This is a genomic window from Tetragenococcus muriaticus DSM 15685, from assembly GCF_000423785.1.
Taxonomy (GTDB): domain Bacteria; phylum Bacillota; class Bacilli; order Lactobacillales; family Enterococcaceae; genus Tetragenococcus; species Tetragenococcus muriaticus.
This window is the reverse complement of the sequence record NZ_AUIQ01000056.1, coordinates 1-12291: the sequence shown is the minus strand read 5'-3', so window position 1 is coordinate 12291 and position 12291 is coordinate 1. Positions and strand designations below refer to the sequence as shown.

The 12291-nt window shown below is 36.6% G+C and carries 10 protein-coding genes and 4 pseudogenes; 11 read left to right on the top strand and 3 right to left on the bottom strand.

Features of this window, described 5'->3' with window-relative positions; genetic code table 11:
* The 8 genes and pseudogenes from G577_RS12195 to G577_RS0108415 all read left to right on the top strand — a co-directional run.
* Positions 1-317: pseudogene (locus tag G577_RS12195) on the top strand (IS4-like element ISTeha3 family transposase); the annotation flags it as partial.
* 124 nt (positions 318-441) lie between these two features.
* A complete protein-coding gene (locus G577_RS0108445; RefSeq protein ID WP_028790830.1) occupies positions 442-876 on the top strand; it encodes a VOC family protein in 435 nt (144 codons plus the stop codon).
* 248 nt (positions 877-1124) lie between these two features.
* Positions 1125-1349: a glutaredoxin-like protein NrdH gene (nrdH, locus tag G577_RS0108440; RefSeq protein ID WP_028790829.1), complete on the top strand. Its 225-nt coding sequence runs from the start codon at positions 1125-1127 to the stop codon at positions 1347-1349.
* A gap of 111 nt (positions 1350-1460) precedes the next feature.
* Positions 1461-3623, top strand: coding sequence for a class 1b ribonucleoside-diphosphate reductase subunit alpha (nrdE, locus tag G577_RS11335; protein WP_038022908.1), 2163 nt, complete (start codon positions 1461-1463; stop codon positions 3621-3623).
* 26 nt (positions 3624-3649) lie between these two features.
* Positions 3650-4618, top strand: a complete 969-nt coding sequence (nrdF, locus tag G577_RS0108425) for a class 1b ribonucleoside-diphosphate reductase subunit beta (protein ID WP_028790828.1) — start codon at positions 3650-3652, stop codon at positions 4616-4618.
* Positions 4619-4732: 114 nt separating this feature from the next.
* Positions 4733-4900 (top strand): GNAT family protein, encoded by a 168-nt coding sequence (locus tag G577_RS12370; protein WP_197052273.1) that lies wholly within the window; start codon positions 4733-4735, stop codon positions 4898-4900.
* Between the two features lie 42 nt (positions 4901-4942).
* Positions 4943-5083 (top strand): annotated as a pseudogene (locus G577_RS12465) (GNAT family N-acetyltransferase); the annotation flags it as partial.
* An 81-nt stretch (positions 5084-5164) separates the two neighbouring features.
* Positions 5165-5620 (top strand): GNAT family N-acetyltransferase, encoded by a 456-nt coding sequence (locus G577_RS0108415; RefSeq protein WP_028790827.1) that lies wholly within the window; start codon positions 5165-5167, stop codon positions 5618-5620.
* Between the two features lie 77 nt (positions 5621-5697).
* Here G577_RS0108415 and G577_RS12725 read toward each other — a convergent pair whose 3' ends face one another.
* Both G577_RS12725 and G577_RS12720 read right to left on the bottom strand, forming a co-directional pair.
* Complete coding sequence (locus tag G577_RS12725; RefSeq protein WP_284212857.1) at positions 5698-5781, bottom strand: hypothetical protein; 84 nt, start codon at positions 5779-5781, stop codon at positions 5698-5700.
* A 143-nt stretch (positions 5782-5924) separates the two neighbouring features.
* Positions 5925-6475 (bottom strand): annotated as a pseudogene (locus G577_RS12720) (SDR family NAD(P)-dependent oxidoreductase); the annotation flags it as partial.
* A 61-nt stretch (positions 6476-6536) separates the two neighbouring features.
* Here G577_RS12720 and G577_RS0108405 point away from each other — a divergent pair.
* Positions 6537-7424, top strand: coding sequence for a quinone oxidoreductase family protein (locus tag G577_RS0108405; RefSeq protein ID WP_028790826.1), 888 nt, complete (start codon positions 6537-6539; stop codon positions 7422-7424).
* 77 nt (positions 7425-7501) lie between these two features.
* Here G577_RS0108405 and G577_RS0108400 read toward each other — a convergent pair whose 3' ends face one another.
* On the bottom strand, positions 7502-8452 hold the full coding sequence (locus tag G577_RS0108400; protein ID WP_028790825.1) for a 2-hydroxyacid dehydrogenase: 951 nt from the start codon (positions 8450-8452) through the stop codon (positions 7502-7504).
* 826 nt (positions 8453-9278) lie between these two features.
* Here G577_RS0108400 and G577_RS11320 point away from each other — a divergent pair.
* Both G577_RS11320 and G577_RS12190 read left to right on the top strand, forming a co-directional pair.
* Positions 9279-11942: pseudogene (locus G577_RS11320) on the top strand (HAD-IC family P-type ATPase).
* Positions 11943-12010: 68 nt separating this feature from the next.
* Positions 12011-12181: a hypothetical protein gene (locus G577_RS12190; protein WP_162141351.1), complete on the top strand. Its 171-nt coding sequence runs from the start codon at positions 12011-12013 to the stop codon at positions 12179-12181.
* Positions 12182-12291: the final 110 nt, after the last annotated feature.

Genomic DNA, 12291 nt, shown 5'->3' with positions numbered 1-12291 from the left:
AAACCCAAACGCGCAATTATCAAGCCTTGATTTGTCATACCACCATTGTGTTCACGCGCTACATCTTATTAAGTTGGCAACAACGCTGTGCCAATGACGAGCGGACCTTAGGCGGCTTATTTTATGAACTTGCTGACCAAATAAAAGAACTTGACTGGTCGGTGGCTTTATTAGAACTAATGGACATTTTGCAAGCAGTCAGTGAAAAAGCGAGTCATAAACTACAAGACTTCATTGAAAGTCAACTGCAGCTCTGGATCGATACGCTGCCCAATTATATCAAGGCTTATCTACCGAATTTGGTGTGCGAAACTTGAGTAATAAAAAAATTATTTTTTTATTATTTATATGACTATATTGACACAGATAGAAGTAAAATTCTTTTCGTGAAAGTTAACTATTCTATGTTAAACTTAAAAAGAAAACTTGGAGGTATCTAGTATGCATACAGGAGTAGAGATTGATATTGTTGTAAGTGATGCGTTAAAAGCTTATGCTACATACCAAGAAATTTTTGCGACAGAATTGATCGAAAAAACAGATTTTCCTAAGGGTCAAAATGAAGTGGTATTTACGATTTACGATACACGTATTCATTTGCTAGATGAAAATCTTGAAGCTGGAATGCAAGCGCCTAAAGAAACTGTGGTACCGATTTGGTTAAATGTAATGGTTCCTGATATCAAAGAAACTTTTCAACGCGCAATGGATCATGGCTGGCAAGAATTAATGCCATTAACAAATATGTCTGATTTTGGTGTGACCAATGCTGTAGTGGCCGATACGTTTGGTTACCAATGGATGTTGCACCAAATTCATAAAGAAGTTTCTTTTAAAGAACGTCAAGCGATATTTGAACAGGAAATGGATGAATAATGTTTTGTTGAGATGACTTTCACAATTAGAAATTTTTAAAGAGTTGAAGAGATTTTTTTATGTAAAAAAGATAAGGCAAAGCCCTCATCTAACAGTAAAAGACTTTTAAAAAATTGTGAATAAAACACAACAATTAGTGTTCCTCTGATTCACAAACACAAGATATGGTATTTTTCTATTGACTTTTGTTTATTACTCATTATATGATAGACACAGTTAATCAAACGAAATACCAAGGAGGAACAACTATGAATATTACACTGTTCTCTAAAAATAATTGCATGCAATGCAAAATGACAAAACGCTTTTTAGCTGAAAATGATATTAATTTTGAAGAGGTTAATATCGATAATGAACCTAACGCATTGGATTGGTTAAAAGAGCAAGGTTTCCAAAGTGTTCCAGTAATTACTTCAGATGCGACTACGGTGGTTGGGTTCCGTCCTGACCAGTTGCGTCAACTAGCAAGTTAATTCTTTCTTTGAACAAATTCAAAAAAGACTGGGATTTGTCCGTCACTTCTGACTCACAAGTCCTTGTTTTTTATTTTTCCCCCATTATTTTATAGATAAGGTTGTGTATGCATGAGTTTAAAAACATTAAAAGATGTCAGTTACTTTAAACTTAATAATGAAATTAACCGTCCGGTGAATGGTCAAATTCCGCTAAATAAGGACCAGGAAGCTTTAGAAGCTTTCTTTAGAGAAAACGTAGAACCAAATACAATGAAGTTTGATTCTGCTATAGATAAGATGAATTATTTGGTCGAAAATGAATTTTTAGACGAAACATTTATTCAGAAATATACGCCGGAATTTTTGGAAGAGTTTTATGCGTTTTTAGATAATCAAAATTTTCGTTTCCATTCTTTTATGGCAGCTTATAAGTTTTATTCCCAGTATGCTTTAAAAACGAATGATGGTAGCCAATATTTGGAAAGGTTTGAAGACCGCGTAGCGATTAATGCTTTGTATTTCGCTGATGGAGACGAACAATTGGCACTGGATTTAGCAGATGAAATGATCCATCGACGTTATCAACCAGCAACACCTTCTTTTTTGAATGCAGGTAGAAAACGTGGAGGCGAACTCGTTTCTTGCTTTTTAGTTCAATTGACAGACGATATGAACTCTATCGGTCGTGGAATTAATTCTGCTTTACAGCTTTCTCGTATCGGGGGCGGCGTAGGGATTACTTTATCTAACTTACGTGAAGCAGGGGCTCCGATTAAAGACTATGAAGGGGCTGCTAGCGGAGTGGTTCCGGTAATGAAACTATTTGAAGATAGCTTTAGTTATTCGAACCAATTAGGCCAACGTCAAGGTGCTGGTGTGGTTTACTTAAATGTTTTCCATCCAGATATCATTAGTTTCCTATCGGCTAAAAAAGAAAATGCTGACGAAAAAGTTCGCGTGAAGACTCTTTCTCTAGGAACACTTGTACCAGATAAGTTCTATGAGTTGGCAAGAAAAAATGAAGATATGTATTTATTTAGTCCTTACAGTGTTGAAAAAGAATACGGCGTTCCTTTTTCTTATGTGGATATTACTGAAGAATATGATCGCATGGTGCATAACCCTAATATTCGTAAAACGAAGATTCGCGCTCGTGAATTAGAAGATGAAATTTCTAAGTTACAACAAGAATCTGGTTATCCTTACGTGATCAATATTGATACAGCCAATCGGGCAAATCCAATTGATGGCAAGATCATTATGAGTAACTTGTGCTCAGAAATCTTGCAAGTTCAACAGCCTTCTGTTATTAACGGTAAACAAGAATTTGAAGTACTAGGAACTGATATTAGTTGTAATTTAGGTTCAACCAATATTGGCAACTTAATGGATAGCCCAGACTTTGGGAAGTCTGTTCAAACGATGACTCGTGCGTTAACTTTTGTTACAGATTCGTCTGATATTGATGTCGTTCCAACCATTCAAAACGGAAACCGGCTAAATCATACGATTGGTTTAGGAGCAATGGGACTTCATAGTTATTTTGCTAAGAATCATATGGAATATGGTTCACCTGAATCCATTGAGTTTACCGACCTTTACTTCATGTTATTGAACTATTGGACATTGGTTGAAAGTAAAAATATCGCAAAAGAACGTGGTAAGACATTTTATAACTTTGAAAACTCAGATTACGCTGACGGTAGTTACTTTGCTCCTTATATTGCAGATGCGCCTCAACCTCAATCTGAAAAAGTTCAAACTTTATTTGAAGATATTTTCATTCCTAGCGCTCAAGATTGGCAAGAGCTTAGCGATGAAGTACAAAAATATGGTTTGTATCATCAAAATCGGCTTGCGGTTGCGCCAACTGGTTCGATCTCTTATATCAATGATACGAGTGCCAGTATTCATCCGATCACTCGAATGATTGAAGAACGGCAAGAAAAGAAAATTGGTAAAATCTATTACCCAGCAGCTCACTTAGATAATGATACGATTGACTATTATACTTCTGCTTATGATACGGATATGCGTAGAGTGATCGATATTTATGCAGCAGCACAAAAACACGTGGATCAAGGAATGAGTTTGACGTTATTCTTGCGTTCTGAAATTCCAGAAGGACTTTACGAATGGAAGACAGACACAAACAAACAAACAACACGTGATTTGAATATCTTACGGAACTATGCTTTCCATAAAGGCATCAAATCTATTTACTACGTACGTACGTTTACGGAAGATGAAGAGGAAATCGGCAGCAATCAATGTGAAAGCTGTGTCATCTAAAGTTTACAATCAAGGAGGCACAAAAAATGGCAAACACTTATTATGAAGCCATTAATTGGAACGAAATCGAAGATGTGATCGATAAATCCACGTGGGAAAAATTAACAGAACAATTTTGGTTAGATACGCGAATTCCTTTGTCTAATGACCTAGACGACTGGCGTAGTTTGAGCGAGGAAGAAAAGCAGTTAGTTGGCTATGTATTTGGTGGGTTGACCCTTTTAGATACGATTCAATCCGAAAGTGGGATGGAGCGTCTGAGAGAAGACGCTCGCACTCCTCATGAAGAAGCAGTTTTAAATAATATCCAATTTATGGAGTCTGTTCATGCCAAAAGTTATTCTTCCATTTTTACAACGTTGAATACAAAAGCGGAAATCGATGATATCTTTGAATGGACCAATAGCAATGAATACCTACAAAAAAAGGCTGAAAGAATCAATGAGATCTATAAAAATGGCACACCTTTACAAAAAAAGGTAGCCAGTGTTTTCTTAGAAACTTTCTTGTTTTATTCAGGTTTTTATACACCATTGTATTATCTAGGAAATAATAAACTAGCCAACGTGGCTGAAATCATTAAGTTGATTATTCGTGACGAATCTGTTCATGGAACATATATTGGCTATAAATTCCAATTAGGTTTCAATGCGTTACCAGAAGAAGAACAGGAAGAAATGAGAAATTGGATGTATGACCTTCTTTTTGAATTGTATGAGAATGAAGAACGTTATACTGAACAACTTTATGATGAACTTGGTTGGACAGAAGAAGTAAAAACTTTCTTACGTTATAATGCCAATAAAGCCTTGATGAATATGGGACAAGACCCACTATTTCCAGATGGCGCAAACGATGTGAATCCGATTGTTATGAATGGTATTTCAACAGGGACTAGTAATCACGATTTCTTCTCACAAGTTGGGAATGGTTATTTACTTGGAACCGTGGAAGCGATGAATGACAATGATTATTTGATTGGATTAGATAACTAATTAAAATGAAGTTCCGGAAATGTTATATTATCGTTGAGACGAAATATAATATTTCCGGATTTTTTTTAAGACACTGCTTTAAGTTAAGAATATCACTAAACCTCGGGAGGAAGTATGGTCACTAACAAAACAGCCAGCAAGCAAGACGAGCAGCAAATCATTGCATTATGGGATCGAAGTGTCACTGCGACGCATGATTTTTTATCTCAAGAGGATAAAGAGACAATGCGTGTGGGAAATCCCTGGCTTTTTCTCGTTGGTAGATATTCAACTATGGTATGATCAAGAGGAACTGATTGGGTTTAGCGGCCGCATGAGCACTCTTTAGAAATGCTTTTTATTGCTCCCACGTTTATAGGTCAAGGTTATGGAACAGCTATTTTACAAGAATTGATTTTAAATCATGGCGTTACTTTGGTAGATGTAAACGAGCAAAATCCTGCTGCTAAAAAGTTTTATTTTAAAAATGGCTTTAGTATTTATGAGCGTTCCAGTGTTGACAATCAGAATCATCCGTACCCAATATTACACTTATCTAACAATCAAATGGGGATCGTGCCTTTGCGTGATGCACCATTCTTATTAGATAGGGCTGCTTCTTGGTTTGCTACAAAATGGGACATTCCAGCGGAAACCTATAAGAAAAGTATGCAAGATTGTATTGGTAGCTATGATAATGTACCACAGTGGTATGTAGTAATAAATGATAGAAAAGAAATTATTGCTGGTGCCGGCGTGATCGAAAATGATTTTCATCAACGAAAAGACCTAACGCCTAATTTGTGTGCATTATATGTGGAAAAAGAGGAGCGAAATCAACAGTTAGCTTCGTTTCTTTTAAATTTTATCCGCCAAGATTTTGGTAATATGGGCGTTAAGAAGTTTTACTTAGTCACCGATCCTACTGACTTTTATGAAAAGCGTGGTTGGCAATTTTTAACATATGTAGAAGATGAAAATAAAGTACAAGAGCGAATGTATACTATTTCTACATTATTATAGAGGTTTGTCAATTTGGATTTAATATAAAAAGAACTTCATCAATAAAGTGAAGTTCTTTTTTTAGTATTCGTTTCATTCTAAGGTAAGCTTAGTTTTGTTGTTCTTCCACCATCAACTGTAAAGACTTGTCCGGTAACAAAACTCGCTTCATCAGCTGCCAGAAAAGCAACAAGAGCCGCGACTTCTTCAGGCGTGCCACTTCGTCCAATAAGGTGAATGGCCCAATTTTTTGTTTAAAGGTCTCTACATCATAAGAGTTTTCGATCGTATTAATATTTAGTGGCGTATCAATCCAACTCGGCGCCACTGCATTGCAACGGATACCCTCATGTCTATGATCAACTGTGACCGAGTGAGTTAACCCTTGAATGCCGGCTTTTGTCACACTATAAGCCGCATGGTTGGGATTTGAAGCTTGGCCTTCAACCGAACCTGTATTTACGATATTGCCTTTTGTTTGTCGTAAGAAAGGAAGAGCTGCTTTAATCATTAGAAAAGGAGCAGTCAAATTTACATTGATATTTTTTGCCAATCTTCCAATGTCATTGCTTCAATGCCCGCTTCTGTCATCATTCCAGCATTATTAATTAAGATATCAAGCTGTCCTTTACGTTTAATGACTTCTGTGACCAATTGTTCAGCTACGTTGGGGTCAGAAAAATCAGCTTTAATGGAGTCAAAATTGGAATCTTCCCCACGTTGAACGGTAATAACACTTGCGCCTTTGTTTTGTAGACGTGCGGCAATCGCTTGTCCAATTCCTGACCGACCTCCAGTTATCAGTGCAACTTTTCCTTTCTTTTTATTAAAATTAGTGTAACGGTTCTGTAGAGGAAGTGCAAGTAAACACTTCAACTGACTTTTTGTTAGTAAAAAGATATAATGGAACCAGCTAAATAGAGAAAGGATATTTTTTATGAAAGCGATCCAAGTTGTAGATTATGGGAACCCAGAAGTAGCAAAAGTTCAAAAAGCAGATGCTCCTATTCGAAATACAGGAGAAGTGTTAGTCAGACTAGTTGCATCATCAATTAATCCAGTAGACATTAAACATATGACACCTGGTACAATTCAAAAGATTAGCCAATTTCCTGTGGTGCTTGGTTGGGATGTTACAGGGGTCGTTATGGAAGCCGATCCAAATTCTGAATTTAAGACAGGGGATCGGGTCATAGCGATGCATCCACAGGGAAGCTGGCAACAAATTCTTACGATTGCAGAAGATGAATTAGTAAAACTTCCTGATGCTATCGACTTCGTATCTGGTGCAAGCATTCCGCTAGCCTCTGTGACAGCTTTACAGGCTTTAGAAAAATTACAGTTAAAACAAGGTGAAACATTACTTGTTACAGGCGCTACTGGTTCAGTAGGCGGGTACGCTGTACAGATTGCCAAACAAAAAGGGATTCCTGTAGCGGGACTTGTTCGAAACGACACTCAAAAAGAAGTCGTCAAACAATGGTCAGTAGATAATGTTTACACTAGTGAAGAAAAAATCCCTGCTTTTGATGCTGTTTTTGATACTGCAGGATTTTTAAACCAAACAGAATTTATTCACCAAGATGGAAAATTAATTACGGTCAGTGATGATGATATTAGTCATGAGGTCAAACAACATACATCATTTGCTGAGCACAATCATGTATCTATTAGCCAAAGCGACTTACAACATACCATTCAGTTAACTTTGGATGAAAAACTACAAACAAGAACAACTGCAGTTTATTCTATTAATGAAATCCAAGCAGCTTTGAAACATGCTAGCCAAAGTGGAAACAATGGAAAGATTATTGTTGTCTTCTAATAAAAATGTCCCTTGCTTTTGTAGTTGATTTTCTACAAGAACAAGGGATTTTTGATAACTAAAAATGAGCTAAAGAATTAATCAACGCGGTTAATCGGTTCGCCTTTAGCAAAGGCTTGAATATTATCTTGAATCAAAGAAACTAAACGTTGTCTAGTTTCTAAACCGCGCCAACCCATGTGTGGAGTGACAATAACATCTTCCATATCATAGAGTGGACTATCATCAGGTAGAGGTTCTTTTTCTTGGACGTCCAAACCAGCGCCTGCAATGACGCCATTTTGGATGGCTTGAACTAGAGCATTTTCATCCACTAAACCTCCACGAGCTGTATTAATTAAATAAGCTGACGGTTTCATCATAGCTAAGGTATCTTCGTTTACTGTATGTTTTGTTTCTTCATTTAAAGGACAATTTAGTGAAACAAAGTCACTTTCTTTAAACAATTCTTCTTTGGTAGTAAAGTGGACGCCATCTTGATCTTGGCGTGGTGTCCGAGTAGATACTAAAATCTTCATCCCCAATGCTTGAGCGATTTTGATAATTTCTTGACCAACATTTCCATAGCCAATAACGCCTAAAGTTTTACCATTAACTTCCATATGGTTAACCATTAAATGTTTTTGAAAGTTATCATGATTGCCTTCTTCTAACATACGAATTTGTTTTTGCATAGAACTAGCTAAATTTAAAATAAACATGATGCCCGTATGAGCTACTCTTTGTGTACTATAAGCTGGAATATTACATAGAGCAATTCCTTTTTCATGCACGGCGTCCATATCGATATTATTAAAGCCAGTACCTGCTTCACATATCATTTTGACGCTATCAGGAAACTGACGAATAATGTCGCCAGGTACAGGCATTTCTTTAGTGACAACAATGTTAAATTCATCCACACGTTCTAGAATTTTATCTTCTGGGGTTTGGTCATAGACCACAACTTCAGAAGCAATATTTGAATAGTCAACGTTGCCATCGAAATTGACTACACTGCCGTTTAGTACTACTGTTTTATCATTCATTATTTTACCTCCCAATATTATTGTATCTTACATTTCTATTTTATTAGTTTCGCGAAATAATTACAACGAAAGCCCATGACTAAGAAAGTAGTTGACGTTTAAATCGAAATTGTCCTATACTATCTTTCGTAAAAAACAAATGAGATATCAATCTTTAAAAAAATTGGCTTTTGTTTTCTGCTTTGATATCTTTTGATAAAAGATAGGGGGGTTAGTGTGAAATATTTTAAAACAAGAAGAGGGTATTGGTTATATTTAGTTACCACGTTTTTAGCAGTCTTTTTTCTTCTTTTGCTAAACTCGCTTTTTAATTGGAAATTTACGACTTTTTTATTGCTAGCTATTGTAGTTATAGGCTTATTGAATTTCGTTCCAATTTCGCGTCAATTGAAAATGATGAGAAGAAAGAGAGAATAGTAGTAGACTACTAAAGGATGAAGAATTTACCAGTAGGAGGAATGAGATGGTTAAAGCAATTGCGGTAGATATGAATGGCACATTTTTAAATTGAGAGGAGCTTTTTAGAAAGTGTTCCTTGCTAATTTTACAATTTATTTTTTGTAAGTTCGTCATTTGACAAAAATTTGGAAATCATATAGCATAAAGTCAATTCACTAAAAATTGGACTATAAGAATGTGATATTTTATAGCAAATCAGCAAATGTATAGGAGGCGGTAAAAAAGTGACGGACGAACTTGATGATGATGAGAGGCTGTTTTATGTAGAGATTCCTTACTTTCAAATTGAATAGTTGATTTTTGCGCGTTAATTTTTATTAAGGTGCTTTTTTGTCTTATTTAATTTAAAAAGGAAAGGGAAAAATAGATGGAATCAAACACACCATATTACCAGAGATCCATAGATGAATTTAAACAAAACTATACGCAAGAAGACTTTGAACAAGGACTAAGTAGTAAAGAAGCTGCAGATAGACTAAAAAAATTCGGTCCTAATGAGTTGACTAGTGAAAAAGAACTAAAATGGAAAATTTTACTTCGCCAATTTAACAATATGATTATTTACATTTTGTTAGTTGCTTGTCTTTTAACGATATTAATGGCTCACTATTCTGATGCTGTAATCATTGGTTTGGTGGTTATTGCTAATGCCTTTATCGGCTATTACCAAGAGGTGAATGCTTCTAATGCGCTAGAAAAAATTAAAGAGATGCTTTCTACTCAAGCCACTGTTTTTCGTGATGGGCAACGGAAAATGATTAATGCGGAAGAATTAGTTGTTGGAGATGCTATTTTCTTAGAAGCAGGGAGTAAGGTTCCAGCAGATCTGCGGATTGTAGACGCGGATAATTTACGGATTCAAGAGTCAGCTTTGACAGGAGAAGCTGATTCTGTAGAAAAAACAACGAACGCGATTTCGGCTGACGATGTCACACTAGCAGAGCAATATAATATGGCTTTTGCTTCTACTTCTGTGACAAACGGTAGTGGCGTAGGTATTGTAGTAGCTACGGCAGAAAATACCGAAATTGGAAAAATCTCAACGGAAGTAAATCGTTCCAAAGAAAGAAAAACACCTTTAATGCAAGAAATTGATAACTTAGGCAAAGGGGTGACTTATGTAGTCATCGCAGCTGCTGTTGTGTTATTTCTTATCGGCTTATTCTTCGGTACGTATTCCATTTCAACTTTATCTTTAGCTGTTGTTATTATGGTCGTGGGTTCTGTTCCTGAAGGACTACCTGCGACAACTTCAGTCATCTTAGCGATGGGGGTAAGTGATATGGCCAAGCATAAACATACCATCGTAAAAACATTACCTGCTGTAGAAACTCTAGGCTCTGTAGATGTTATAGCAACGGACAAAACAGGTACGTTAACCAAAAACGAGATGACGGTTAAAGATATATTGATCGATGATACCCAATATTTTGTCGAAGGAAATGGCTATAAACCTGAAGGAACTATTTTACTAGATAATCAACAGGCGACATTAACGTCTAAACTAAAACAATTTTTAGCTGCAGGATTTGAGGCCAACGATACGCAGTTGGTACAAAACGAAGCAGGCGAGTGGGATATTCATGGTGAACCTACTGATGGTTCCTTTTTAACTTTACATCACAAAGTTTACCCATTAGATGAAGAACCGCCCTATCAAGAGATTGATATGCTTCCCTTTGATTCTGAGTATCGCTATATGGCTAAACTTGTGTAAAATCAAAACAAAGAACGAATGATATTTATCAAAGGATCTCCAGATAAATTGTATCCAATGGCACAACAACAAAATGAAGAGTTTGCTTTAGACTACTGGAAAGAAAAAGTCACCGAACTTTCTGAGCAAGGAAAGCGTGTCGTTGCTGTTGGAGTCAAACCGGTTGCCTCTGATTTATCAGAAATCACTCACGAGCTTTTGGAAGAAGGCATTGAATTTCTTGGACTAGCTGGAATTATTGACCCTCCTCGTGAAGAAGTCATTGACTCTTTACAAAATATGAACAAAGCACGTGTAGGAGTCAAAATGATTACCGGAGACCATCCTGTAACGGCTAAAAGTATTGGTGAACAACTTGGCTTAGCTGAAAAAATTAAAGTAATCACTGGCGCAGAGTGGGATAAACTAACAGATGAAGAAAAGCAAGAAACAGCGATGACACACCAAGCTTTTGCACGAACGACGCCTAAGAATAAATTGGAAATTGTAGAAGCCTTACAAGAGGCGGATCAAGTAACAGCCATGACCGGTGATGGCGTAAATGATGCTCCAGCGCTAAAAAGTGCAGATATTGGAGTTTCTATGGGGATAAAAGGGACAGATGTTGCCAAAGACTCCGCAAATATGGTCCTAGCCAATGATGATTTTGCGACGATGTCCACAGCGATTCGTGAAGGTCGTCGTATTTATGACAATATCAAAAAAAGTATATTATTCTTATTGCCTACTTCTTTTGCAGAAGGGCTGATTATTGCTTTTTCCATTTTAATGCAAGAAAGTATGCCACTACAGGCGACACAAATGCTTTGGATTAATATGGTTTCTGCTATTACCATTCAGTTTGCGTTTATTTTTGAACCGGCAGAAGCTGGTATTATGGATCGCCCTCCTAGAAGAACGGGGAAAAGTTTGATGAATAAACATGATATTTTTCAAATGGCTTATGTTTCCGTACTGATTGCAATTATCAGCTTATTTGCTCATGATTGGCTTATAAGTATGGGAGCTGATCCAGCGATTGCTAGTACGATGATGGTAAATATTATTGTCTTTAGTAAAATTTTCTATCTTTTTAGTATCCGTACTTCACGATTGGCGTTTTCAAAAGTATTTTTAGATAACCCTAGAGCTTTCGGGATTATCTTTATTATGATTATTTTGCAATTACTTTTGACTTATGTGCCTTTTATGCAAACGGCGTTTTATACCGTAGGATTAAGCATGACGGAATGGATAATTTCCATTATATGTGGCATGATCATTTTGTTCGTGGCTGAATTGGATAAAATCATTCGCTTGTTTATAAGAAAATAACTATAAAAATAGAGGCTAGTTTTAGCCTCTATTTTTTATGTGTGCCAGGCATGGCATTTATCTAGCTGGTGAAAGTCCAGTCGCAGGTAGTTACCGCCAAGCGTAGCGAGCCACAAGCTGAAATCAGTGATGATGGGGTGAAGGAAGTGGTGTCGCAAATCTTTCAAGCCTACGAACAGGAACTTGATGAGGCTAAATGGTGGATAAGGCTGCATATCAAGCTGAAGTCCAAAAGGTAAACGTAAAACCAAGACAGTAAATCAAGAGGTTATGGAGAGAAAGATAAATGTCTTACCCTGGGAGCTCTTACGGACGTTTGTGAACGAACGGTCGAAAAAGGTTTGTCGTA

What these genes read in the sequence shown, in the direction of transcription:
- G577_RS0108445 (WP_028790830.1), top strand. Translation starts at nt 442, where the DNA reads ATGCATACAGGAGTAGAGATTGATATTGTTGTAAGTGATGCGTTAAAA.
- nrdH (WP_028790829.1), top strand. Translation starts at nt 1,125, where the DNA reads ATGAATATTACACTGTTCTCTAAAAATAATTGCATGCAATGCAAAATG.
- nrdE (WP_038022908.1), top strand. Translation starts at nt 1,461, where the DNA reads ATGAGTTTAAAAACATTAAAAGATGTCAGTTACTTTAAACTTAATAAT.
- nrdF (WP_028790828.1), top strand. Translation starts at nt 3,650, where the DNA reads ATGGCAAACACTTATTATGAAGCCATTAATTGGAACGAAATCGAAGAT.
- G577_RS12370 (WP_197052273.1), top strand. Translation starts at nt 4,733, where the DNA reads ATGGTCACTAACAAAACAGCCAGCAAGCAAGACGAGCAGCAAATCATT.
- G577_RS0108415 (WP_028790827.1), top strand. Translation starts at nt 5,165, where the DNA reads ATGGGGATCGTGCCTTTGCGTGATGCACCATTCTTATTAGATAGGGCT.
- G577_RS0108405 (WP_028790826.1), top strand. Translation starts at nt 6,537, where the DNA reads ATGAAAGCGATCCAAGTTGTAGATTATGGGAACCCAGAAGTAGCAAAA.
- G577_RS0108400 (WP_028790825.1), bottom strand. Translation starts at nt 8,452, where the DNA reads ATGAATGATAAAACAGTAGTACTAAACGGCAGTGTAGTCAATTTCGAT.